Genomic DNA, 25,449 nt, shown 5'->3' on the forward strand with positions numbered 1-25,449 from the left:
GGCGTGAAATTATGAGTACCCTAACCGCTCAAGCTACTAATAATAGTAGCGATTTCAAAAAAATTCTCAGTACCATGAAAGGCCACCTTTTATTTGGCACCTCACATATGTTGCCATTTATTGTTGCCGGTGGTGTACTATTGGCGCTGGCGGTAATGGCATCAGGTAAAGGTGCGGTTCCTGCGGACGGTTTATTGGCGGATATTTCTAATATCGGCATTAAAGGTCTGGTGCTGTTCCCAATTATTTTGGGTGGTTTCATCGGTTATTCCATTGCCGACAAACCAGCACTCGCGCCAGCGATGATCTCATCTGGTATCATGGCTGACATGGGCGGCGGCTTCCTTGGTTGTATCGTAGCGGGCTTCATCGCGGGTGGTGTGGTATTCCAACTTAAGAAGATCCCTCTTTCTGCCAACATGACTGCGTTGGGCGCTTACTTTATCTACCCTCTTATCGGCACGCTTATCTCTGCAGGTATCGTTCTATGGGGTATCGGTGAGCCAATCAAACTGTTCATGGCTTCGATGAACGAATTCCTAGCTTCAATGGCTGGCGCTTCTAAAGTGGTTCTAGGCACGATTCTTGGTGGTATGACGGCATTCGATATGGGGGGTCCAATCAACAAAGTCGCAACGCTATTCGCTCAAACTCAAGTGGACACTCAACCATGGCTAATGGGTGGTGTGGGCATCGCAATCTGTACGCCTCCTCTAGGCATGGCGCTAGCCACCTTCCTATTCAAGAAGAAGTTCACTAAGCAAGAGCAAGAAGCAGGTAAAGCAGCAGCAATCATGGGTTCTATCGGCATCTCTGAAGGCGCTATCCCGTTTGCAGCCAACGACCCAATGCGCGTTCTGCCTTCGATTGTGGCGGGTGGTATTGTCGGTTGTGTGTTCGGCTTCCTAACCGATGTTCTATTACACGCACCATGGGGCGGTCTAATCACAGCGCCTGTATCAAGCAACATTCCAATGTACGTTGTGGGTATCGCACTAGGCTCACTAACAACCGCACTTATCGTTGGCTTCTGGAAACCAGTAGCTGAAGAAGAAGCAGAAGATGAAGTTGCTTCGGTTGCACCAACCCTAGCTCAAACAGCACCAGCAGCAGGCGAAGGCGAGTACGATATAGTTGCTGTCACCTGTTGCCCATCTGGCGTAGCACACACTTTCATGGCAGCCAAAGCACTTGAGAAAGCAGGCGCAGCCGCTGGCATCAAAATCAAAGTCGAAACGCAAGGTCAAAATGGCATTAAAAACCGCATTACTGACTTAGACATCGCCAATGCGAAGCTGGTTATCCTCGCTCACGATATCCAAGTGAAAGACGCTCACCGCTTTACCAACGCGAAAGTCATCGAATGTTCGACCAAGGAGGCGATGAAAAAAGCCGCCGAACTTATCCAAGCTTAAACCTTAAGTTCCTCCCCCAGAGCCCTTTCCCCCAAAGGGCTCTATTTTATTTGCGACATTACCTTTTGCTGACTTGGGGAGAATAGCGTGACAACGCTTGCCCCTTCTCTGCCGGTTTAACAATCAAACCGATGCCCACAAAAAACAGGACACACGCGATAATTTGCGCACTGCCAAGCACTTCATCATACATAAAATAACCAGAGACCAAGGCAAACACGGGCACCAACAAAGTCAGTGGTGCTGTGGTACTGAGTGGATAGCGAATCAGTAGTCGGTTCCACACCCAATAGCCAAACAAGGTTGTGGGATAAGCTTGAAAAACCACCGCCACGGTGGTGCTGACATCCCAAACCTTCACGGCTTGTTCAATGATCTCAGGGCCATAGAGAACCACGGCAAATAGCACCAGAGGAACGGGTGCAAAAAGCATCCCCCATACATTGAAAGCAAACGCTTGAGTGGTTTTAGAAGCTTTGACGATCATTCCCATCACCGTCCAGCACGTTGCTGCAATCATAATAAACATCAGCCCCTGCATGGTAATGTTGCCATTCGTCGCGGAAACCAATATCAGTAGAGCGACCAACGCCATACCCGCACCGAGCACTTTGCGCTTGGACGCCGACTCTTTATGAACCAAGATACCAACGGCCATGCTAATCAGTGCATTCGATGACAGTAAAACCGAAGACATACCCGATGAGAGGCCAGCCGTGATCGACCAAGAAGCCATGCCCCAGATGCCCACGCCAAACACCACGCCGTAAGCCAATAGATAGCGCCAAGCAACGTTGGGACGGGCAATAAAAAATATCGCGGGGATCACCGCCAAGCTAAATCGCGCTGCGGTGGCCAATAGTGGATGCACGTCCGTAATCCCCAATTTGATCATCGAGAAGTTAAATCCCCAAATCGCCATAACAAAAATGGCTAAAAATAAATCGTTTCGACTCATTACTGTCCTCCCTTTTGGTTGAAAAAGAGTATTACTTGGGTACAGTTAACGGTACAGATACAATTTTTTACGCAAAAACCAGTACAGTTGAAGAGAATGAGTATTTATAGAGCGTTGGCAAATCAGTTTATTCGTGAAATCGAAGCAGGAAAACTTGCAGAAGGAAACCGAATGCCTTCGCTCCGTCAGCTGTCTAAGCAGCAGGGCGTAAGTATGTCGACTGCCGTCAGTTGCTATCATGAATTAGAATCCCAAGGATGGATTCATGCTCGCCCGCAAGCTGGCTATTACGTAGCTCCGCAACGCAGCAAACACAAAACGCCAGAATGGGCGCAGTTCGTCAGCCAGGTTTCAACCGTCAATCAAAGCTTCGCGATTCACTCCCCACAAAATGGGCCACTCGGCATTTCCAGCACCAATATCGATGAAACCGCGTTAAACGAGTTGGAGTGTAGTTTTCGACGTGCGAATAAACGGATAGGAAAACGCCTCAACCAATATCCGAATCCCCGTGGGGAGCCATCTCTGCGTCATGCGCTGAGCGATCATTTCGCCAAGCTTGGACTGCATATCAATCCGGATGAGTTGATCATCACCTCAGGCTGTATGCCAGCCATCAAGGCAGCACTTGAAGCCTGTACCCAAGTGGGTGATGCCATCGCGATCAGCTCACCTTGCTTTAGTGGAATTTTGGATTTGCTCGGGCAAATGGGACGACAGATCGTGGAAATTCCCTCTTTGGACGATGGGGTCGATCTGCAACAATTGGAAGCGCATTTGCAACAAGGCGTCGTAAAAGCGGGCGTATTTTGCACCTCGCACATGAACCCTCAGGGGATCACCATGTCGGCGCAGCAAAAACAAAAGCTGGCCGAGCTTGCCAATCATTATCAAGTGCCGATGATTGAGGATGATGTTTACTTAGAACTGTCCTATTCTGAGCACACACCCCTGCCAGCGAAATGCTATGACCAAGGTGGATTCATCCTTTGGTGTGGCTCTGTGTCTAAGAGTTTGTCGCCCAGTTATCGTCTCGGCTGGTGTCTACCCGGACGGTTCATTGAACGCTATCAGCAACAACACAGCGCAGCCTGTTTTGGCGTCTCTTTACCGATCCAGCTGGCCATTGCCGACTTTATCGAAACGGGTCACTACGCTAAGCAGTTAAAGCGCCGTCGCAGCAAGCTGTTGGCCTTACGACAAGCCTATCTCGCCTTTTTGTCTGAACGGCTACCAAGTAAAGTGAATATCAGTCACCCACAAGGGGGCATGGTGCTCTGGCTGCAAGTTCCTGGTTTGAATCTGAGCCAGTTTATCGCGTTGATAGAAGAGAACCGGATCGATATCCGCTTAGGGCAACGGTTCAGTACGTTGTCGCTCTACAACGACTGCCTGCGCATCAATATTGGGTTTGAATTAACCAAAGAAGTGCAAGATGAGCTGAGTCAGCTCGCCAAAGCAATAACTCAATCTTGTTAACTCGCCTAGAAACGGCCGTGTCGTTGGCTACTTTTTCATCTGCACCAATGCCGCGGCATTTAAAATCGCGTCTTTCGTTGTCACGTCAATGACTTTAATGTGCTTGAAGCGTTCTGGTTCTTTAATCGCCACATCGTGCGCAAAGATCACCAGTTTCGCTCGTTGCACATCTTTGCCCGTGATTCGATTGATGATGCCGTTGGCGCCTTGTGTTTCTACTTTGATTTTCACTCCCGCCAGACAGGCGGCTTTTTCGAGTGATTTAGCCGCTAAAAACGTATGAGCAACGCCAGAAGGGCACGAGGTGACGGCAAGAATGTCGGCTTGCCCTTCTCCAATCACCGATGAAAAAGCAAGTGACTGCCCCTGCTCACTGTCCTGCTCGTGCACCGTTTTCTTCAGGGCAATAGCAATCAGTGCCGTGGTCAATGCACCGGCGATAGTGCCAAGAATATACCCTAGCTTGCCGTCCACAACGGGCAGCACAATCCAACCGCCCCAAGGGGCATGATTGAGCACTTGAAAGAGAAAACCAATCACGTTGCCAACAATACCACCCACAATAATTGCAGGTAATACGCGTGCGGGATCAGCGGCGGCAAATGGAATCGCCCCTTCACTAATGCCAATCATACCCATGATGCCCGCCGCTTTTCCGGCTTCACGTTCATCTCGCTTGAATTTACTTGGTGACAATAAGGTCGCAAGCGCCATCCCCAATGGTGGGGTACAAATGGCAATCCCCACCCCACCCATTAGCCAAGGTTGGGTGTTGACTTGAGTTTGGGCAAAAAGCGTGGCGACTTTATTGATTGGGCCGCCCATGTCAAAGGCAGTCATCGCCCCCAATACCGCTCCGAGCACCACTTTGCCGGAATCGGCCATCGACGCCAAAAATTGATTGAGCCACAGCATACTGCTGGCAATCGGTACGCCGATTAACCACATTACAGCACCACAGGTTACAAACGTCCCCACCAGCGGATAGATGAAGATGGACCCCAGCGAGCTCATGCTGTCGGGGAGAGCGATTCTTTTCAGCTGACGAACCACAAAGCCTGCAAAAAAACCCACGATGATCGCGCCAATAAAGCCGGTTTGATATTGGTTTATCGCAATCCAAGTGCCAATCATACCTGGGGCCAAACCGGGTTTATCTGCCATCGAGTAAGCTATATAACCACCCAATACCACAGTAAACAGGGTTAAACCGGCAATACCCATTTGAGCGATATCCGCCAACACGCCCTCTTCTGGCACTGCTCCGTGACCAGACATCATCACTGAAAGCGAGAGCAACACCCCACCCGCCACAATAAACGGCATCATGTGAGAGGTACCAAACAATAGATGCTCTTTAACGCGAGCTAATCTTTGTGCCATTGGGCTCAGCGGCGGGTAATCGGCATAATCCATTACTGGTGTAGAGCTTAATGTTGAGTGGTGTGGGTGAATGAAAAGGGCGAGTGCCTGCTCAACACTTTCTGCGGATTTAAGCTGTTCAACAAATCCCTCTTCAATCAATTTACTGGAGATTTGTGCCAATACTTCAATGTGGTGATGATCTTCTCCATCCGGTGATGCCAGCATAAAAAACACATCAGAAAGCTGACCATCTTCTGCGCCATAATCAATCCCTTTGCGGCTAATACCAACCGCAACAGCAGGCAACGCCACCGCAGCACTTTTGGCGTGTGGAATGGCAATCCCTTCTTCAAACCCTGTATTTCCGATCTCTTCTCGTCGCCAGATGTCGTTTAAAAATTGCTGCTTATCGGTCAATTTTCCTGCGTTATCGAGCAACTCAACCAGCTCAATCAGAACATCTTCTTTGTTATTGGCTTTCAGATCTAAACAGATGATTTCAGATTCGATCAGATGGGTAATATCCACAATTGTTTTACCTTACTGTTGTTTGAATTGGCATTGCCATCCCGATGCGCCTCGCGCACGCGCGTGGCTAAGAGTAACGAGCGATACTCCTTCAATACACAGGACAAAAGAGGCAATAACTGGATTAATGTAACATTCGATTTGAACTGTGAACTGGGTCTTGGCCGAAAACGGAGTATTTGCCAAGCGCTATGTTACTATCGCCGCAAAAATAACAATGAGGGATTTCCATGAAAATTGTTGCGGTCACTGCCTGCCCAACGGGCATTGCTCATACTTACATGGCGGCCGATGCTTTGACCAAAGCCGCACCAAAGTACAATGTGCAGATCAAAGTGGAAACTCAAGGTGCGATGGGTATCGAGAATCCTCTCACGCCTTATGACCTCTCTCATGCCGATAAGGTGTTGATCGTCTCCGATATCGACATCGAACAGCCTGCACGATTTGAAGGGATGAAGGTGGTGAAGCTCACGATCGAAGAAGTGCTACTCAATGTCGATACAGTCTTTCTCGTCCACTGCCGCTGATCCTTGGCATGATGCATGAATTCCAAGTCACCTTCTTGGTGAATGATGTGAATGCCAGCGCCCATGTTGCCCAACCGCTGTCTCGCGTTGCGCGTAAGTTCAAAAGTACCCTACATATCATCAACATCACCAGAAACCGCAGTGCTGAACTCACTAAATCTCTCGCAGTATTGCAGGTGGGATTACAAGAAGGTGATTTATGCCAAATCACCGCCATCGGTATTGATGCTGAACTCGCCTGTTTCGTGATTAAAGACATGCTTTCTGCGCATTACACGGTTGTGGGCTCCAAGATCAACTATGAATTCTCTAGCCTGCTCGCAGAGCGCCTGCCACAAATATGCCCGCCGAGTGAGGTCAAATGGCACTATGCTAAAGCCCATACCACACTGACCAAATTCGAGTGTTTGAAAGGGTTAGCGCAACTGATCTACCCCGTTTCGCCCGATGAGCTGATTTTAGCTTTTATCAAACGTGAAGAACGCTCTTCCACCTGCGTAGCGCCTGGGATTGCGATTCCCCATGTGATGTTTGCAGACATAGAACACATTGCGGTTGCCGTTATTAAGAATGATGAGGCGATGGATTGGGCCTCTCAAATGGGAGAGGTACATTTAGCGATTGCTTTGGTAATACCAAGTAAGCCCAATCGAGAGCAAATCATTACCGCAACCAACCTGACCCGAAATTTACTGTGCGATCAAATGGTGGAACGTTTACTGCTGACACGCAGCGGCGTTGATTTACAAGCTCTGCTGATGTACGCGATGTCACGCTTGTTAAATTGAAGCGCGATAGTCCGTTGGTGTACGGCCTGTACGATTTTTGAAAACGCGGCAGAAGTAATTCACATCTTTAAACCCACAGCGTAGCGCCACTTCATTGAGCTTAAAGTTGTACTTTTTCAGCATAAATTTTGCTCTATCAACCCTGACCCACGTAATGTAATCGGCCAAGGTCATATGCCCTTGCTGACGAAACAGCCTCGATAAATGGTTGGCAGAGATACTAAAACGCGAAGCAATACTCTCTCGCGTGATCGGGCGGTGAAAATTCTCTTGGATATAGATACAGATCCCTTGGTAGAGATCCTGCACTCGGTTTTGTGGCTGCTCTGTCGGCGCATTCAACATAGTCTGGGTATATTGAAGCAGAGCTTGCAGCAACAGCTCATCCATCGGTTTTTTATGATTCTCACGCGCCAATGAGCTGAGCGCTTCTAAGATGTTATCAATAGCAAACCCTGAGCGCGTTTGGATACTGTGCTTTTGAATATCATAAAAGTTGGCTTCGCCTTTGCGCTTACTAACAAAACTCAGTCCTAGTTGGCGGCGTCCAAATAGCATGCTCAACACGGAGCAATCGGTATCCCAGTTCGGTTTATTCCAACAGTTAGCGGGAATAAAAATCGCATCTCCGGCTTTGGCAATTATTTTCGTGACTTTACGGTCATGGCTTTCCATTTCATTTATATACTCTCCACCTAAAACCAATTCTAAGCGTGGAAAATTCACCTGATAACTGAATTCAGGCGGTGTATGAAAATCACCCGCAAACCAAATATGATGAAATGATTCACGCTCATTAAGCACCGAGGAAATCAAATCATCAAATATCATATGCAAACTCTCACTTCGTCATCGAATTTTTATTAACGTCAGGTATACCCCGAATGCCATTGAGTCTCTTTGAGCAACATCACATTCAAGTCAGAATGATACAATAATCCAGTTTTAACACCAATTCTCTAGCACAGAACCTCACCATGAATAACAACAAACACAATATAAACAAATGAAAATTAATGAATTAACCTTATGTTCATTACTTAAAATTGGCTTTACCATCCCAATAGATGCTACGAGATCTAAATCACACCAAACCAATATCGTTACAATCCTCCAGTGAATGTTTTATTTCTGCACTAATAAGAAAAATAAAAAAATTAAAGAATAACTCTGACATAAAAATAAAATGTACAGAGGTCTCTATGATCAACCAATTGATTAATGCCGATTTAATTCAGCTTGATCTGCAAGCGAATTCCAAACAAGCCGTATTTGAAGAACTGATAAATATCCTACATGCCCAAGGGCGAATTTCAGATAAAGCGGCATTCTTAAAAGATATTCAAGCTCGTGAAGAGTTAGGTAATACCGGATTTGAAGATGGTGTCGCTATTCCGCATGCTAAAAGTGCAGCGGTGACTCAACCAGCTGTTGCAATTGGTGTCAGCCGAGAGGGTATCGACTATGGCGCAGAAGATGGTTTGCCTTCCAAGCTTTTTTTCATGATCGCCTCCCCCGATGGCGGCGATAACCACCACATTGAAGTGTTGGCCGAACTCTCTTCCAAACTGATTGAAGAAGGTTTTATCGAGGCTTTTCTCAACACCAAAAACTCAGAGCAAGCACTAGAATTACTGCTGAAAAAATCCGCGCCTACACCTCTTGCAAACCAAGCAGAAAGCAAAGGGCTGATTATCGGTGTTACCGGTTGCCCGGCGGGTATTGCTCACACTTACCTTGCGGCTGAAGCACTGGAAAAAGGCGCGGCGGCTTTGGGTTTTGAGATCAAAGTGGAAACCAATGGCTCGATTGGGGTGAAAAATAGCCCAAGTGCGGAAGAGATTGAACGCGCTGAAGCGATTGTTGTCGCCTGTGATAAACAAGTCGACATGGCACGTTTTGCCGGCAAACGCCTCATCAAAACAAATGTGAAAGCGCCAATTCGTGATGCACAAAAGCTGATTAATGAAGCGTTAAGGGCGCCAACTTATCAAGCTGAAACGGTTAAGACTCAATCGGTGGCAAATAAAGCCTCACAAGCTCGCTCAGATTTGTATCGCTTTTTGATGAATGGCGTTTCGCACATGATCCCATTTGTGGTAACCGGCGGGCTTTTAATTGCACTGGCTCTCGCGGTGGGTGGTGAGCCAACCGAAGCAGGCATGGCCATTCCTGCGGGCAGTATGTGGAACCAAATCCTTGAAGTGGGCGTAGTGGCCTTTACCTTGATGATTCCCATCCTTGCCGGCTACATCGCCTACGCCATTGCCGATCGCCCTGCGCTCGCTCCCGGTTTGATTGGTGGCTGGATTGCCAATAACGGCTCTTTTTATGGTGCTGACGCAGGTACAGGGTTTATCGGTGCCATCATCGCAGGTCTATTGGTCGGTTATTTCGTGAAGTGGATTACTTCCATTAACTATCACAAGTTTATCCAACCCCTAGTGCCGATCATGATCGCGCCGATCACGGCATCGCTGTTCATCGCTGGTCTGTTCATTTTCGTTATTGGCGCTCCCATTGCGAGCCTGATGGATGGCCTCACGGCTCTACTGACTAGTATGAGTTCCGGCAACGTTATTCTGCTCGGCATCGTACTCGGTGGCATGGCAGGCTTTGATATGGGAGGCCCATTCAACAAAGTCGCTTTCCTATTCTCTGTAGGCATGATTGCCAGCGGCCAAACTCAATTTATGGGGGCGATGGCCTGTGCGATTCCCGTTGCACCACTCGGCATGGCACTCGCAACAGCGATGGGCCGTAAGCTCGAACTGTTTGAGTCTTCTGAGCTTGAAGCTGGTAAAGCCGCAGGCGCGATGGGCTTAGTCGGTATCTCTGAAGGCGCCATTCCTTTTGCGGCGCAAGACCCAATGTCAGTCATTCCAGCCAACGTGTTGGGCTCTATGGTTGCCGCTGTCATGGCATTTTCTTTTGGCATCACCAACAGTGTGGCTCACGGTGGCCCCGTAGTCGCCCTGCTTGGCACAATGAACTACCCACTGCTTGCCCTACTTTGTATGGCGGCTGGTGCAGGTGTCACCGCCATCACCTGTGTGACGCTCAAAAAAATCCGCTCACAAAAGTTTGAAGCCGCTGCGGCTTAATTCTCCCTTCCTCGTTATGGCTTGAGGTTCCACTCAAGCCATCTTTCTAACGGTGACGACAATGACTCAGATTCCGACTCAGGATACAGCCCTACCAGAGGCAGTATTCTTCCCGATGACCAACCACATCCAAAACTACGCATGGGGCAGTAAAACCGCTTTGCAGCAGTTGTTTGATCTCGAAAATCCAACCCATGAACCCCAAGCAGAGCTATGGATGGGCGCTCATCCTAATGGCTGCTCCGGTATCGCCATTAACGGAAAAATCGTTCAACTTTCCGACTTTATTGCGCAAAATCCACACTTGATTTTGGGTGAATATACTGCACGGCAGTTCGGCGAACTCCCTTATCTGTTTAAAATTTTGGCGGCGGAAAATGCACTCTCCATTCAGGTCCATCCAAACAAACAACAAGCAGAGCGAGGCTTCGCCCAAGAGGAGAAATTAGGCATTGCGCCCACGGCTGCCTACCGAAATTACAAAGACCCAAATCACAAACCGGAATTGGTTTATGCGCTCACCGAATACCAAGCCATGAATGGCTTTCGTGCCAACCAGGAAATCCTTAACTACTTTATTGAATTATCGATAGATGAGATTCAGCCGCTCGTTGACGCATTCCAATCAAATCCGACAGAACAAGGGCTCAGAGACTTTTTCTCAGGGCTACTCTCATTACAAGGGGAGATCAAAAACCGTGCGCTTGAAGTATTGATAACTCAAGCTAAGCAGATTGATCTGCCTCTTTTCCAGTTGATCGTCGAATTGGAAAAACACTATCCCAATGATATTGGTTTATTCGCCCCTCTGATGCTCAATGTGATTACCTTGCAGCCAGGTGAAGCGATGTTTTTAGACGCAGAAACGCCGCACGCGTATTTGCACGGAACAGGCCTTGAGATTATGGCCAACTCAGACAATGTGCTACGCGCAGGGCTCACGCCAAAATATATGGATATTGATGAATTGGTGGCATGTACTCAGTTCAAACATAAGCCACTTGAACAACTACGCCTTAAGCCTGAACTCATTGACGGGTGTGAACAATATCCGATCCCAGTTGCCGATTTTAAATTTGCCATCATCCCACCTGCAACTCAGCAGACTATCGGCGTTCAGAGTGCAGAAATTGTGCTGCCTCTCGATTCTTCAATGATATTGACACATACAAATGGTGAGCAATGCCTTGTACGAAAAGGACAATCTGTCTTTATTCCGGCTTATGCTGAGCAATACACCATTGAGTGTGATGGTCGTGTAGCAAGAGCTTTTAGTGCCTAGTATTAGCCTAAAAGGCCAGTTTCACTTATTCCCAAGATTCGAGTGCTCGATTTAGGGTAATAATTGAAATTGGCCAAATTAAATGGAGGGGCAGTTAACAGGGCAAATGTTTAACCGCATTAACCCTCAGATACTGTATAGCCCGGAACTTTAAACCAGCGGCGGCACATATCGAGGAAATAGCCGTACAACACACCCATTCCACACGACACCAATGCATTGGTGGCCACAGCAGTAATGATTTGATCGGTAGAGGCGCCTACGGTGAAGAGAATGGCGGCATAAACCGGCGATTGAAAGAGAACATAAGCCACGAGATCGGAAAGATTTTTCATCCAACCGGTTGAGGAAACTTTGCGCCCTTGGCGAAGAACATAATCTCTAAACACACCATACGGCCAAGCGATCGCAATATTAACGGGAATGGAAAGGGTTCGCGAAGCAAGTGATTGTTGAAAGGTCATTCCAGACACAAAAATCTCAATAACCATGCCTGTTACAAAACAAAAGACGACCATCGCAAAAGTATCAGCCGCTGCATGACGAATACAAAACGGACCACGAGCTTTCATTTACATCCCCTATAAAATATATCACTACAATTTTGCAACCATGACCAAACATGTCACTGCCATAATTCCGAATTGGCAGTTTATGGAACTATTAAACCATACAAAAATCAGTTTTAGGCTTTGTTTTTAAACTCGCGTGGTAAATAAAAAACCAAAAAAAGTAATTAAAGTAGCATCTACAGCTACTTTTACGCGTTCTTAGTCAAAACATCGGTTGGTCAGTTTACGTTTAGTAATTTTATTACATCTCGCTGAGGCAGTTTCTTGCCAGCCGAACTTGGCCACACGCATAAGAAAGGAAAAAAAGAAAGAAAGAAGGAAGAAACAGAGTGATTTACTCTACCGATGGTAAAGAAGGTTCGCGATGAAACTGGTACAGACGCTCTGAGTGTTGTTCAAGCGCCATATCTAGCTCATGCTCTGCAATGGGTTTAGCGATAATGTCATCTGCCCCTGCAGAGAGCATTTTATCTCGGGTATCTTTGAAAACATCTGCGGTACAACCAAACAGCAGTATCTTGGCTTGCGGCAGTGGCAACTGACGAATTTCTCTGGTGGCTTGGATGCCATCTTTTAACGGCATGTGGTTATCCATTAAAACGAGATCAAATGAGCTTTCCTGTAACGCGGTAATCGCTTGTACACCATCCATCACACTATGGCACTCGAAACCTTTATTGCGCATAAAAGCTTCCAGAATCATGATGTTCGTACGATTATCTTCGACAATCAGCACCCGTAAACCGGGATACGTTTTGGCTTTAGTAGGTTTCACATCTTCGGTCACCGGTTCGGTAATCGCTAATTTAACGCTCACCTTAAAACAAGAACCCTGCCCAACTTCACTTTGCACTAAAACACTGCCATTCATTAATTCCGCAATCTGTTTAACAATAGCCAAGCCTAAGCCTGTACCACCAAAACGCCGTGTTGTGTGTGATTCCGCCTGTTCAAAGGGTCGAAAGATACGCCCTAATGACTCTTGCGCGATGCCGATCCCCGTATCCTGCACTTTGATGATCAAGTAATTCTCTTCGTCACAGCTTTCTTCACTTAACCCTATTGCGACAAAGCCTGCTTCGGTAAATTTCACCGCATTACTAAGCAGATTGAAGATAATTTGCCGCAGACGCGCCTTGTCACCGTAGTACCAGCGTCCATCGGCAATTTCAGAATTCAGTTGGAATTTCAGTCCTTTTTCTGCACAAAGGCTGGAATAGATACTTTTGATGCTGCCGATGATCGATTTGAGCGGAAATGCACTGTGATCCAACTCGAATTTGCCTTGCTCTATTTTTGAATAATCTAAAATCTCATTGAGCAGTGACATCATATGTTCGCCCGATTCGTAGAGACTGGTGAGGTGCTGTCGCTGCTTAGGGGTCAATTCATCTTTCAATAGGATTTGCGCGGTACCGAGCACACCATTCATCGGCGTTCGGATTTCATGGGAAAGCGTAGCTAAAAATGCACTTTTCGCTTTGGTCGAGGCCTGAGCTTTGACTTTCTCTGCTTCTAGGTAAACCGTTTTTTGGTTGAAAGTATCAATAAGATGGCGGATCTCATCCTGAGATTTGTACCGAATATCGATAATTTCACCCTCTCTCGACTCACTCACCTTTTTCGCAATTAAGACAATTGGGCGGATCCAATAATGGCTAATTAAAAAATACCCCACCATCACACAGAGCAGTAGGATCGGCATCAATCCTTTTTCGATGTTGATGATTAAGTCGAAGATGATTTCATCGACATGCTGATTCGCATTCACCACTTCAATCTGCCAATTGAACTCGCCAAAACTATAGTAACTGACCAACGCATTATCATAAGTGCGGAAGTTATGTGAGACGACCTCAACCCCAAAGGCATCTTTAAGATTCACACCTAAGTTGTACTGCTCTGCTGTCGCAGAAACGAATTGGATTAAGCTTTCAAGTGAGAGATCAACGGTAGCAACGCCCGCAAACTGACCGTTACGATAATAAGGGGTCGAGACAGTGATCATTTCCACACGGGTATAGGGGTCAACATAGACAGGTGACCAGAAATATAGCCCTTCGGCTTCACGTTCTGCAGCCAAGTACCAGCTTTCTCGATCATACCCCCGGCTTTGGGGTTATTCCATGAGCTCAGTTGGTCAACCTGTCCATCGGTTGCTTTATTAAAAAACAAGCTGTCATATCTTAGTGAGGGGTGAGTTGCCGATAGATTGGGTTCCGGCCACAACCCTCCGCTAATGATCACTCCGCCAACAACAGAAAATAGTGAGCGCAGCATGCGCTCTTGCTCTTCCTTATCGGCTGCGCTTTTGCCAATGCTGGTAACACTCTGCAGAACCCCTATCGAGTTATTCAATGGCTCACGAATTTGGGTAGCCAGTAACTCCGCTCTCAGGGCTAGATTATTTTTCAGCTCTTTTCTAAATGGGACTTCAAGCCCCCAATAACTCAGCGTTCCTACAATCGCAAGGAAGAAGGCCAAATAAATGGTCAGCGCTAGAATACTTTTCTTTTTAAGCGAGGAGCGAATAGCCATAACCAACTGAATTATTTTTTGTTTACAAAATTATAGCGAAATTATTCTGTCAGGCTTTCTTTTCTCATCGATTTTCCATGGCGCTGTGCACAAACTAACATTCTTAGGCAGGAATTTGAGCCTTAAACGCTGAACAGAGAGAACAAGCGGATGCTCTGAGCACGCTTTCCAGATAAAATGGGCGCACTGATATTTATTGAGCACTCACATCTCATGCAAACCTTACAAGAAATCCTGCAGCAGCCGGAATTAGAAAACAAACTCCTCAATCAAGCTAAAACCGTCGGTATTGTTACCGCTATGGCATGCTGTCCTAATGTCTTACCCCCTGAAGAATGGCTCCCCTTCCTATGGGGTGGAGAAGAGATTGCACCTTTTTCGGATCCTATCCAATTAGAAAACTATTTCGAGCACATCATCGCACTTTGGAATGAAACACGATCTCAGCTACTAGAAGGCAACTGGCAATGGCCAACTGACTACTTGTTGGATGAGGCAGAAATCGTGAATCAAGAGGTACGTGATTTTTGCGAGGGGATGCTACAAGGTTGGCAATTAGCGCGTGATGATTGGGAAGTGCTGATGCCAGATGATAGTTCAGATAATACCCTGCTTGGTGGCGTGCTTCTTTCATTAAGTATGCTCTACGATCCTGAAACATCGATCGCCACACTTTATGAGCAAGGCTTCACAGGTTTAGAGCAATTTGCTGAAATTTATCATGCGATTCCAGTGATGTTGTGTGGTATCACACAACGTGGTGTCACGTTAGCAGAAGCTCAGTAGCCATCATGTTTGCTAGACATGCCCATTTTACAGACGATGGGCATGTCTATTTTCAGCACAACAGACAGCTTACTTACGCGTTGCCCTTCACTTTTAAATTCAGTTGTTCAGCGAAATCCAACATACGATTAAGCGGGATAAGTGATTTCACTCTCAGCGCTTCATCTACAAAAATTTCATGCTGTTTACCACCTTCACGCAGTGCTTGTGCAATAGCCTGAAGGCCATTCATCGCCATCCAAGGACAATGCGCACAACTACGACAAGTTGCTCCCGCACCTGCAGTTGGTGCCTCAATCAGCTCCTTCTCGGGAACCATTTGCTGCATTTTAAAGAAGATACCTTTATCCGTAGCAACAATCATTTTCTGCTGTGGTAATGTCTTAGCCGCTTTAATGAGTTGGCTTGTTGAGCCTACCGCATCCGCCAATTCAACAACACTAGCAGGCGATTCAGGATGAACCAAAATCGCAGCATCAGGATAAAGTGCCTTCATCTTACGCAGAGCATCAGCAGAAAACTCATCATGCACGACACATTCACCCTGCCATAACAGCATATCTGCGCCCGTTTTCTTAGCAATATAAGCACCTAAGTGTCGATCTGGGCCCCAAATAATAGGTTTACCCTCAGCATCTAAGTGCTCAACAATTTCCAGCGCAATGCTTGATGTCACTACCCAGTCAGCACGCGCTTTCACCGCCGCTGACGTATTGGCGTAAACCACTACCGTATGATCAGGGTGCGCATCGCAAAATTCAGTGAACTTGTCTGCAGGGCAGCCAAGGTCGAGAGAGCACTCCGCTTCAAGTGTCGGCATTAAAATGCGTTTTTCTGGGGTCAAAATCTTTGCAGACTCCCCCATGAAACGTACGCCTGCAATAATCAAGGTCGTTGCTGGATGACGATTGCCAAATTTTGCCATCTCTAGCGAATCACCCACAAACCCACCTGTCGCTTCAGCAAGCGCTTGAATTTCAGGATCCGTATAGTAATGAGCAATCAACACCGCATCTTTCTCAATTAAGAGTTGTTTGATCTCAGCGATATAAGCTTGCTTTTCCTCATCCCTAAGAGGGATAGGTTTTGGGGGAAAGGGATAAACTGTATTTATAGTATCGAGTATGTGGCTCATTGCTCTTGCTCTACACAACTTCCATAGACGGAGCATTGTACACTCTAGCCAGCAGCAAGCAAAATTGAATGCCCTAAACAAGGAGGGAGAAATAATGTGTAGCTATGAATAACCCTGCCCATAACAGAGTGAAAAGCTGAAACGAACAAGAGCTGCATTCGCAGCTCTTGTCTTTATTTAAGGCTTTCTTTGGCAATTTTAGCAGAAGCACTGTCGGGATATTCATCGACCGTTTGCTGATAAAATTTGCGTGCCTGTTCGGCATTATTATTGCGCTTCGCAATATCGCCTAATTTGACTAATGCATCAGCACGTTTGTTAGAGCTTTTATCCGAGACGACCGCAGCAAAACTTTTCGCTGCTTCTTTATCTTCTTTTTTAGCAAAGTAGAGTTGGCCTAACCAATAATGCGCATTGGCAGAGAAGGTCGAATTGGGGTAGTCAGTCTGAAACTTTTGGAAAGCGGCAATAGCACCAGCATAATCACGCTTTTTAAGGATCAGATCAACGGCATTCTGGTAAGCAGCCTGTTCATTAGTATCGCTACTGAAGGTGCCCTGTACAGCTTCATCATTGCTGCTTGTTGATAGTTTGCCTGCTGCGGAAGGCGATTTCATCTCACCACGCAAACGATCAAGTTCTACAAACAATTCCCTTTGACGCTGCAACATTTGTTGCATGTCGTAATTGTTTTTTTCAATCTGGCCCCGTAATTCATTGACTTCAAGTGTCATATCATCGAGTTGCTTTTGCATTTGCAACTGAACGATATTGCGGCTTTCAACTAAACGTTCAAGACGTTCAATTTCAGAACCCCGTGAACCACTTGTTGAGCTACCAGAGCTGCCACCTAGACTCGATACTGGAGCAGGTGCAGCGAGCACAGAGCTCGCTGCACTAGCCAGTAACATCAGCATGACAAGGTGCTTTAAGTTACTGAACATGAGGCATCACCTCAATTAGTAAACCAGGACTGCACGACGGTTTTTCGCGTACGCATCTTCTGATTGACCTAGTACTAGAGGCTTCTCTTCACCGTAGCTAACGATAGACAGTTGACCAGCTTGAACACCCAGAGCTTCTAAGTACTTAGCAACTGCTTGAGCACGACGCTCACCCAGTGCGATGTTGTACTCTGGAGTACCGCGCTCATCAGCGTGACCTTCGATAGTTACGCGTAGGCTTGGGTTTTTAACCAGGTAAGCAGCGTGTGCTGCTAACATTGCTTCGTAGTCGCTCGCGATAGTCGCGTTGTCGAATGCGAAGTAGATAGTTTGGTTTTGACGCAGAGCTTGCTCTTTCAGTTCTTGCTCAGTCAGTTGACCTTGTGCGTTCAGACCATTTGAATCAACAGTTGAAACTGCTGATTGGTTAGTTTGAGAACCTGAATTCGCAGCATCATCGCTTGAACTACAAGCGGTAACAGCCAAAACTGGTAGCGCAATCAGTAGACTTTTAAGAACTTTGTTAAGTTGCATTTCCTATTCCTTTCTATTAAACAGTTACTTGTTATAAAAACGGTGACCATGCTGGAGCACGAACGCGTCCATTGGTTGCCGGTAGTCTTGCTTTAAAGCGTCCATCAATGGAAACCATCGACAAAACGTTGGCCTGATTGTAGATGGAGCTATATATCACCATGCTACCATTCGGCGCAATGCTTGGGGATTCATCTAACAAGGTTTTTGTTAGAATCTGCATTACCCCAGTTTGTAGATCCTGCTTCGCGAGATTGAAGCCGGAGTCACTACGATTCACCATCACCAAGAATTTTCCATCCGGTGTAATTTGGCCACCCAAGTTTTGGCTACCTTGCCAAGTTAAACGCTTGGTTTCACCACCGGACAAATTTACTTGATAAATCTGTGGTTTGCCACCTCTATCTGAAGTGAAAATTAAAGATTTACCATCCGGGTGCCAGAAGGGCTCGGTGTTGTTGGAACGGCCACTAGTCACTTCTTTTAAGTTACGAGTTGCCAAGTCCATAGTGTAGACCTGTAAATTACCAGTTTTTGATAAAACCAGCGCTAGCGTTTTACCATCTGGCGAGAATCTGGGCGCACCATTATGACGAGGGAATGAAGTCAGCTTATCTCGCTTCCCACTATAGATATTCATCATATAGATTTCGGCTTGCCCGTTTTGGAAACTAACATAAGCCAGTGTCTGACCATCAGGCGACCAAGCAGGTGACATAAGTGGCTGTTTAGAACGAAGTACAAGACGTTCGTTGTAGCCATCGTAATCAGCAATTCTCAGTTGATAAGGATAAGGATCCTTATCATTGACCACAACGTAAGCAATACGCGTCAAGAAAGCGCCACGTTCTCCCGTCAATTCTTCATAAACTAAGTCGGCAATACGGTGTGCGTACTCACGCATCCTAGATGCAGGAACGGTAGCCACTTTATTAAGTAAAACATGATCTTTAGACAATACCAATTGACCATCCTGAGACAAAGCTTTGCTCTGCCCTTGGGTCAGTTGCCCACGTACAATATCGATCAGTTGATAGCTAATCACATAGCTACCTTCTGCATTTTGCGTGATGGTACCCGTCAATAAAGAGTCAACGCCCATAGACGTCCATCTACCAAAATTAACCTGCTCTTCACTGTAGGGTGTTTGCGGCATTTTGCTGGTAGGTACTGGGCTAAATTTACCACTACGCTGCAAGTCAGAGGCAATGACTGCTGACACATCTTCAGGCAACTTGTTTACGCCTTCCCACTTGAAAGGAACTATCGCAATCGGACGTGCAGAATCAATACCGTCAGTGATAACAAGCTCCAATGCTGCATTCGCAATATTAGTAAAGCCGGTACCGATGAGCATCAAAACAAAAATTAATCGCTTAAACACAAGCCTTCCCTTCCTTATTCAGGTGCTACGGTTAAATTAATATTCTTAAGTTTTTCCACTACGTCAGGTTGATCTTTAGGTAATGGAAAACTATTCACTTGGGCAACAGCACGTTTGGTTGCTGCACATAAACGACTATCGCCATCCAAAACAGTTAAACTCCCTAGCAGTGCGCCAGTTGCTGTTGGAATAAGCTTTAGGTTCACCCTACACTGCTTTCCACGAAAGCTATCTTCTACTAACAGATTTTGCCGAATCAGTTGTGTATAAAGGGCACCATAACGTCCCACTTCCGAAGTAACAAACTGCTGACGTGCAGCATTATTTTGCTGACTTTCTTCACTTAAGCTACCAAAAATGTCATTCAAGGCAGCCTCTTGAGCTTTACGTTCAGCTTCTGCTTTTGCAGCACGTTCTTTTTCTTTCTTAGCTTTATCAGCAGCCTCTTTGGCCGCCTTTTCTTTTGCTAAACGTTCTTGTTCAGCTTTCGCTGCTACTTCTTTTTCTCGTTTGGCTTTTTCTTCCGCAAGTTTGGCTTCTTTTTCACGCTCAACACGTTGCTGTTCTGCCTTTGCAGCTGCGGCTTCTTTCGCAACGCGTTCTTGCTCTGCTTTTTTAGCTGCATCTTCTTTTACTTTGCGTTCAGCCTCAGCCTTCGCTGCACGCTCTTTTTCTTCACGAGCTTTCTGCTCAGCGGCTAAGCGCTCTTGTTCTTTCTGCTCACGCAACTTTTCCGCTTCACGAGCCGCTTTGGCTTCTTTAGCCTGTTGCTCTTTCAACTGGCGGATCCGCTCTTCTTCTGCTTGTCGATTTTTCTCTAGCTGTTCGCTTTCACGACGGAGCTTATCCAGTCGGTCTTGCTCTTTTTTCGCAGCATCTTCACGCTGACTACGAATTTGCTGAGCTTGTTGACGAACTAGCTTAGGATCAATCACCACAGCTTCAATCATCTGTCCTACAGGCTCAGGGTCAGACATGGTAAAATCGGCCCCCCAAAGCAAAATCGCCATCAGAGTGCCATGCATAGCCAGTGAAATAGTTATTGATTTAGCATCGTTACTTTTTCTGGACTTATTCTCTTTCATGCTCAGTGTTAAACCTACTACTTAAGGTCCGTCAGTAACCCTACTTTGGGTATACCAGCTCGGCCTAGCTCGTCCAAAACTAAAACGATCTCTGCGTAAGGCGTAGCAGCATCACCACCAACCGCAACCGGAGAGTTAGGCTTAAGTGTGAGCTCAGCTTTCACTCGTACAATAACATCTTGCAGGGATAGGCCACGTTGCATTTCTTCGTCATTGACGCTTAAGCCAACATTACCCTCTTTATCAACCTCGACGATGATAAAGCTAGATTCGCTATCGCCCGCCAGATCTTGTGCTGATTTGGCCGAATGGGTTTTCGGCAACTCTACATCGACACCTTGAGTTACAAACGGTGATGTCACCATAAAAATGATGAGGAGAACCAGCATAACGTCGATATAGGGAACCACGTTAATCTCTGCTTTCATCTCACGTTTTTTGGTTTGATAGCCAGCCATAATTATTCCCTGCCAGCCATCGCTTGACGGTGGAGAATGGTATGAAACTCTTCTGAGAAAGTTGCATAAATATGTTCAAGCTTACTCACTTTATTGCTAAGACGGTTGTAAGCCATAACTGCTGGAATAGCAGCAAATAGACCAATCGCCGTTGCAATCAGAGCTTCTGCAATCCCAGGTGCCACCATCGCTAACGTGGCTTGCTTTACCTCTCCAAGAGCGATAAAGGCATGCATGATACCCCACACTGTTCCAAATAGACCGATGTATGGACTAATAGAACCCACGGTTGCCAAGAAAGGTAAGCTGGTTTCAAGTGAATCGACTTCGCGAGCTACTGCTACGCGCATAGAACGTCCAGTACCTTCCATTACAAAGTCTGGTGCTCCTGGGTTAGTTTTGCGTAGACGTGCAAACTCAGTAAAGCCGGCATAAAAAATTTCTTCGATGCCATAAATGTCATCTTTACGTTTTTTGACATCTTGATATAACGCACCAAGGTCCATGCCGGACCAAAAGCGATCTTCAAACGCATCGGCTTCTCGTTCAGCTGACGAGATAATTTTACTACGTTTGATGATTGCCGCCCACGAGGCAACCGACATACCCAAAAGGGTCAGCATTACCATTTTTACTAATAAGCTAGCTTGTAAAAAAAGGTCAAGAAATGAAATATCAGCAGTCACTGCAGTTTAACTCCAAACTGATTAATTGAGGCAAAGCTCTGGGCCTCATACTCTCATTGTCAATACATGCTACCTTAACCTTAGCTTTAGACAACAAAGCGCCATCAGGATTAACAAGTTCCTGACAGAAAGTTAAAGAAGCCTTTTTTAATTCGGACACTCGGGTCACGACTTCTAAATGTGCATCTAACTTAGCACCTTTAAGAAAATCGATTTCCATGTGTCTGACCACAAAACCAATACCTTGTTCCAGCAAAATCTGCTGGTGAACACCAACAGCGCGGAGCATCTCAGTACGGGCTCTTTCAAAGAATTTTAGATAATTTGCGTGATAAACCACTCCACCAGCGTCAGTATCTTCGTAATACACCGTGACTGGCCAATGAAAAGTGTTCATGATTTGGATAAAAATCTCATACGCCGAGGAATGGTCGCTACTATAGCGCAACTCGCTCACGATAGTACAAGCCTGCGTAATGTTTTCTTACCTAATGATAAAAAATTAGCGCTGTCTCAAAATTACAGCGCTAATCTGCATAAAAACTCATCAACAATACGAATTGATCTAGCTTGTTAGCTGCACCAACGTCAAATAACTCAGAATGGTCAATGATAGATATGGGCTGAACACGATCTGCCATATCCAGTGGCGGGGTCTAAACCCTACCCCAAAGACCATACTGGCACATATTGCCCAAATCATCAGCGGCGCAATGACTGCGTTGAAGCCGCCGATTCGATCTGCGTAACTACTTGGATCCCACATGACCATAGCGGTATTGTAGAAGCCTAATAGTAGCGATAAGGCCTTGAGCAAGGCCTTATCGGTGATGTCGTGGCAGCGAGCGATCTTTTCAGACCACTTTAATTGCCAATCACTCACTATCTTTATCCATCATCTCAGTGTGCTCTAACCAAAGAGCATTGATGATGCCGAATGCACAGGCGAGTAATACGCCAAGGATCCATGCGAAATACCACATAATGAGCGCTCCTTAGTACAGTGAATTCTTGTTATCTTCGATGAATTTATCATCGAGACGGCCAAACATTTTGTAGTAACTCCAGATGGTGTAGCCCAAAATGATGGGTACCATGACAAATGCAACCACAGTCATCAGTTCTAGCGTCAGCTTGCTTGAAGTTGCATCCCACATAGTCAAGCTATGAGCCGGATTCAAACTTGAAGGCATCACGAATGGGAACATGGCGAAACCTGCGGTGAAGATAACGCCAGCGTTACCTAAGCTAGAGGTTAAAAATGCCAAGCCACCTTTATCTAGACGTGACGCCAAAACCGAGAGTAGAGGCATCAAAACACCCAGCGCAGGAGCTAACCACAGTACTGGTACTTGTTCAAAGTTGTGTAGCCAAGCGCCCGCTTCACGAATCACTTCTTTGTTAAGCGGATTCGATGCTGCATTACCGTCAATCGCACCAACAATCATATAACCGTCGATGTACTGAATCCAAAAGCCCGCGGCCACAAAACACGCAGCGGTGAGCAAACCGGTCAGTTGTGCCACATTACGTGCACGTTGGTGTACATGCGATGTCGTTTTCATCTGCAGCCATGCAGAGCCTTGTAGCAAAGTCATGAACAAGCTCACAAGACCACAGAGCAGAGCAAATGGATTGAGCAGACCAAAGAATGAACCATGGTAAGTCGGCATCAAGAAATCACTCAGTTGGAAAGGGACACCTTGTAGCAGGTTACCGAATGCCACACCAAAGATAACCGGCGGAATGAATCCTGACGCTGAAATCGCTAAATCCCAGTTATTACGCCATTTTGTGCTCTCGATTTTTGAGCGATAGTCTAGACCGACAGGACGTAGCCACAGCGCAGCAAGTGTCACAATCATGGCCAGGTAGAAACCTGAAAATGAGGTAGCGTAAACCAACGGCCATGCGGCAAATAAAGCACCACCGGCTGTGATGAGCCAAACTTGGTTTCCATCCCAGTGTGGGGCAATAGAGTTAATCATCACTCGGCGTTCGTTATCAGTTTTACCAATGATAGGGACTAGCGCCCCAACGCCCATATCAAAGCCATCTGTGATGGCAAAACCCACGAGGAGCACACCAATCAGTACCCACCAAATGAGTCGTAAGATCTCGTAATCAAACATGGTTGTTTCTCCTTGCCTTATGCTTCAACTTGGCGGTTGACTTGATCCTGAACGGACTCTGTGCCTTGTTCAAAATGGTAACGTCCGGTTTTCAGGCTGCTTGGACCTTTACGAGCGAACTTAACCATTAAGTACACTTCTGCAATCAAGAAGATGGTGTAGAGTGCCAAAATCGCCAGCATTGAAGTAATGATCTCTCCTGCACTCAATGCAGAAGCGGCAACGTTAACGGGAAGAATTTCACCGACCGCCCAAGGTTGACGACCATATTCAGCAACAAACCAACCTGTCTCGACCGCAATCCAAGGTAGTGGGATACTGAATAGTGCGGCTTTGAGAACCCACTTTTTCTGTTCAATTTTCTGGCGACAGGTTTGGATAAAGGCGGCACCAAACACGACTAGCATAATAATGCCACAAGCCACCATGATGCGGAAAGACCAGAACAGTGGCCATACTGTTGGGATAGAATCATCCGCTGCCGCTTGGATTTGCTCTTCTGTCGCATCCGTCACTTTATCCGTGTAACGCTTCAGAAGTAGGCCATAACCGAGATCATGTTTTACTTCATCAAAGGCAGCCATGTTTTCCGGCGTTTTTTCACCAGAACGCAGACGCTCTAGTAGATCGTAAGCGTAAATACCGGTGCGAATTCGCTCAACGTGTTCATCACGCAAATCACGCAGGCCTACAACTTGTTCGTCAAGTGAACGTGTTGCAATGATCCCCAGTGCAAATGGAATTTTGATCGCGTAGTCGGTCCGCATTTCCTCTTGATTTGGAATACCAAACAAGGTGAATGCTGCAGGTGCTGGCTCGGTGTGCCATTCAGACTCAATCGCCGCCAGTTTCACGCGCTGAACTTCACCAAGCTCATAGCCTGATTCATCACCAAGCACGATAACGGATAGTACAGAAGCCATACCGAATGATGCCGCAATCGCAAATGAACGACGCGCAAAAGCAACATCGCGACCTTTCAATAGGTAGTACGCACTGATACCCAAAATGAACATTGCGCCTGTGGTATAACCTGCCGCAACGGTGTGAACGAACTTCACTTGGGCAACTGGGTTCAGTACCACATCAGCAAAGCTCACCATTTCCATACGCATGGTTTCAAAGTTAAACTCTGAGCCTACTGGGTTTTGCATCCAGCCGTTTGCAACCAGAATCCATAGAGCAGAGAAGTTTGAGCCTAATGCGACTAACCAAGTCACGACTAAGTGTTGTCGTTTGGAAAGTCTGTCCCACCCAAAGAAGAATAAACCAACAAATGTAGATTCTAGGAAGAAGGCTACCAGCGCTTCAATCGCAAGTGGAGCACCAAAAATGTCACCTACATAATGAGAATAGTAAGACCAGTTGGTACCAAACTGGAACTCCATGGTAAGGCCGGTTGCCACACCTAGAGCAAAGTTAATCCCGAACAGCTTACCCCAGAATTTGGTCATGTCCTTGTAAATCTGCTTGTCGGTCATGACATAGAGTGACTCCATGATAGCAAGCAAAAATGCCATCCCTAGAGTGAGGGGAACAAACAGGAAGTGATACATCGCAGTAAGTGCAAATTGCAACCGCGATAAATCAACGACATCGATCATGGTAACTCCTTTGTGTCGGCTGAATGACACGTTCGACATAGAACAACAATTACAATGTTAAAAAAACTATAACACTTTGCTACAAAATAAATTTGTTGTTGCAACTATGTACCACTATGGTTAGTTAATTGTTAAGTTGTAG

The 25,449-nt window shown here is 46.3% G+C and carries 23 protein-coding genes and 1 pseudogene; 7 read left to right on the forward strand and 17 right to left on the reverse strand.

What is annotated here, in order from left to right; all coding sequences use genetic code 11:
* The first annotated feature begins 11 nt into the window (after positions 1–11).
* Positions 12–1,415: a PTS fructose transporter subunit IIBC gene (locus R4537_RS13210; RefSeq protein WP_071178415.1), complete on the forward strand. Its 1,404-nt coding sequence runs from the start codon at positions 12–14 to the stop codon at positions 1,413–1,415.
* Positions 1,416–1,473: 58 nt separating this feature from the next.
* On the opposite strand, the gene R4537_RS13215 is transcribed toward R4537_RS13210, so the two are convergent.
* On the reverse strand, positions 1,474–2,373 hold the full coding sequence (locus R4537_RS13215) for an EamA family transporter (RefSeq protein ID WP_071178416.1): 900 nt from the start codon (positions 2,371–2,373) through the stop codon (positions 1,474–1,476).
* 96 nt (positions 2,374–2,469) lie between these two features.
* Between R4537_RS13215 and R4537_RS13220 the strand changes: the two genes are divergently transcribed.
* The gene (locus R4537_RS13220) at positions 2,470–3,852 is read left to right on the forward strand and encodes an aminotransferase-like domain-containing protein (protein ID WP_175463840.1); all 1,383 of its coding nucleotides are present in this window, start codon (positions 2,470–2,472) and stop codon (positions 3,850–3,852) included.
* Between the two features lie 27 nt (positions 3,853–3,879).
* Here R4537_RS13220 and R4537_RS13225 read toward each other — a convergent pair whose 3' ends face one another.
* Positions 3,880–5,745, reverse strand: coding sequence for a fructose-specific PTS transporter subunit EIIC (locus R4537_RS13225; RefSeq protein ID WP_071178417.1), 1,866 nt, complete (start codon positions 5,743–5,745; stop codon positions 3,880–3,882).
* Between the two features lie 230 nt (positions 5,746–5,975).
* Between R4537_RS13225 and R4537_RS13230 the strand changes: the two genes are divergently transcribed.
* Together R4537_RS13230 and R4537_RS13235 are read left to right on the forward strand one after the other, a co-directional pair.
* On the forward strand, positions 5,976–6,275 hold the full coding sequence (locus R4537_RS13230) for a PTS fructose transporter subunit IIB (protein ID WP_071178418.1): 300 nt from the start codon (positions 5,976–5,978) through the stop codon (positions 6,273–6,275).
* A gap of 8 nt (positions 6,276–6,283) precedes the next feature.
* On the forward strand, positions 6,284–7,063 hold the full coding sequence (locus R4537_RS13235; protein ID WP_071178419.1) for a PTS sugar transporter subunit IIA: 780 nt from the start codon (positions 6,284–6,286) through the stop codon (positions 7,061–7,063).
* Here R4537_RS13235 and R4537_RS13240 read toward each other — a convergent pair.
* Positions 7,055–7,894, reverse strand: a complete 840-nt coding sequence (locus tag R4537_RS13240) for a helix-turn-helix domain-containing protein (RefSeq protein ID WP_000575418.1) — start codon at positions 7,892–7,894, stop codon at positions 7,055–7,057. The genes R4537_RS13235 and R4537_RS13240 overlap by 9 nt on opposite strands.
* Before the next feature lie 371 nt (positions 7,895–8,265).
* On the opposite strand from R4537_RS13240, the gene R4537_RS13245 reads away from it, so the two are divergent.
* The gene (locus R4537_RS13245; protein ID WP_071178420.1) at positions 8,266–10,167 is read left to right on the forward strand and encodes a fructose-specific PTS transporter subunit EIIC; all 1,902 of its coding nucleotides are present in this window, start codon (positions 8,266–8,268) and stop codon (positions 10,165–10,167) included.
* A 61-nt stretch (positions 10,168–10,228) separates the two neighbouring features.
* Positions 10,229–11,449 (forward strand): mannose-6-phosphate isomerase, class I, encoded by a 1,221-nt coding sequence (gene manA / locus R4537_RS13250; RefSeq protein WP_071178421.1) that lies wholly within the window; start codon positions 10,229–10,231, stop codon positions 11,447–11,449.
* Between the two features lie 119 nt (positions 11,450–11,568).
* Here the strand turns inward: manA and R4537_RS13255 are convergent, their stop codons facing one another.
* Positions 11,569–12,021 carry an L-alanine exporter AlaE gene (locus R4537_RS13255; protein ID WP_057645169.1) on the reverse strand — a complete coding sequence of 151 codons (453 nt, stop codon included), beginning with the start codon at positions 12,019–12,021 and terminating at the stop codon, positions 11,569–11,571.
* 334 nt (positions 12,022–12,355) lie between these two features.
* Positions 12,356–14,559, reverse strand: a pseudogene (gene cqsR / locus R4537_RS13260) (hybrid sensor histidine kinase/response regulator CqsR).
* Positions 14,560–14,772: 213 nt separating this feature from the next.
* On the opposite strand from cqsR, the gene R4537_RS13265 reads away from it, so the two are divergent.
* On the forward strand, positions 14,773–15,345 hold the full coding sequence (locus R4537_RS13265; RefSeq protein WP_071178584.1) for a UPF0149 family protein: 573 nt from the start codon (positions 14,773–14,775) through the stop codon (positions 15,343–15,345).
* Between the two features lie 73 nt (positions 15,346–15,418).
* Here the strand turns inward: R4537_RS13265 and nadA are convergent, their stop codons facing one another.
* The 12 genes from nadA to cydA form a co-directional block, all read right to left on the reverse strand.
* The gene (gene nadA / locus R4537_RS13270) at positions 15,419–16,480 is read right to left on the reverse strand and encodes a quinolinate synthase NadA (RefSeq protein WP_071178422.1); all 1,062 of its coding nucleotides are present in this window, start codon (positions 16,478–16,480) and stop codon (positions 15,419–15,421) included.
* A gap of 173 nt (positions 16,481–16,653) precedes the next feature.
* Complete coding sequence (ybgF, locus tag R4537_RS13275) at positions 16,654–17,424, reverse strand: tol-pal system protein YbgF (protein ID WP_071178423.1); 771 nt, start codon at positions 17,422–17,424, stop codon at positions 16,654–16,656.
* A gap of 15 nt (positions 17,425–17,439) precedes the next feature.
* A complete protein-coding gene (gene pal / locus R4537_RS13280; RefSeq protein ID WP_001176629.1) occupies positions 17,440–17,958 on the reverse strand; it encodes a peptidoglycan-associated lipoprotein Pal in 519 nt (172 codons plus the stop codon).
* A 31-nt stretch (positions 17,959–17,989) separates the two neighbouring features.
* A complete protein-coding gene (gene tolB, locus R4537_RS13285; protein ID WP_000476461.1) occupies positions 17,990–19,342 on the reverse strand; it encodes a Tol-Pal system beta propeller repeat protein TolB in 1,353 nt (450 codons plus the stop codon).
* Between the two features lie 14 nt (positions 19,343–19,356).
* Positions 19,357–20,427, reverse strand: a complete 1,071-nt coding sequence (gene tolA / locus R4537_RS13290) for a cell envelope integrity protein TolA (protein ID WP_001924997.1) — start codon at positions 20,425–20,427, stop codon at positions 19,357–19,359.
* Positions 20,428–20,444: 17 nt separating this feature from the next.
* The gene (locus R4537_RS13295) at positions 20,445–20,885 is read right to left on the reverse strand and encodes an ExbD/TolR family protein (RefSeq protein WP_000929547.1); all 441 of its coding nucleotides are present in this window, start codon (positions 20,883–20,885) and stop codon (positions 20,445–20,447) included.
* Between the two features lie 2 nt (positions 20,886–20,887).
* On the reverse strand, positions 20,888–21,571 hold the full coding sequence (gene tolQ / locus R4537_RS13300; RefSeq protein WP_000123086.1) for a protein TolQ: 684 nt from the start codon (positions 21,569–21,571) through the stop codon (positions 20,888–20,890).
* Positions 21,561–21,968, reverse strand: a complete 408-nt coding sequence (gene ybgC, locus R4537_RS13305) for a tol-pal system-associated acyl-CoA thioesterase (RefSeq protein ID WP_071178424.1) — start codon at positions 21,966–21,968, stop codon at positions 21,561–21,563. The genes tolQ and ybgC overlap by 11 nt, the downstream gene beginning before the upstream one ends.
* A gap of 168 nt (positions 21,969–22,136) precedes the next feature.
* Positions 22,137–22,454 carry a cyd operon protein YbgE gene (gene ybgE, locus R4537_RS13310; RefSeq protein ID WP_071178425.1) on the reverse strand — a complete coding sequence of 106 codons (318 nt, stop codon included), beginning with the start codon at positions 22,452–22,454 and terminating at the stop codon, positions 22,137–22,139.
* On the reverse strand, positions 22,447–22,554 hold the full coding sequence (gene cydX, locus R4537_RS13315) for a cytochrome bd-I oxidase subunit CydX (RefSeq protein WP_000270285.1): 108 nt from the start codon (positions 22,552–22,554) through the stop codon (positions 22,447–22,449). The genes ybgE and cydX overlap by 8 nt, the downstream gene beginning before the upstream one ends.
* Before the next feature lie 12 nt (positions 22,555–22,566).
* Positions 22,567–23,703, reverse strand: a complete 1,137-nt coding sequence (gene cydB / locus R4537_RS13320; RefSeq protein WP_071178426.1) for a cytochrome d ubiquinol oxidase subunit II — start codon at positions 23,701–23,703, stop codon at positions 22,567–22,569.
* Between the two features lie 17 nt (positions 23,704–23,720).
* A complete protein-coding gene (gene cydA / locus R4537_RS13325; RefSeq protein WP_071178427.1) occupies positions 23,721–25,307 on the reverse strand; it encodes a cytochrome ubiquinol oxidase subunit I in 1,587 nt (528 codons plus the stop codon).
* Between the last annotated feature and the right edge of the window lie 142 nt (positions 25,308–25,449).

This window comes from Vibrio paracholerae (genome assembly GCF_037672085.1).
Classification (GTDB): domain Bacteria; phylum Pseudomonadota; class Gammaproteobacteria; order Enterobacterales; family Vibrionaceae; genus Vibrio; species Vibrio cholerae.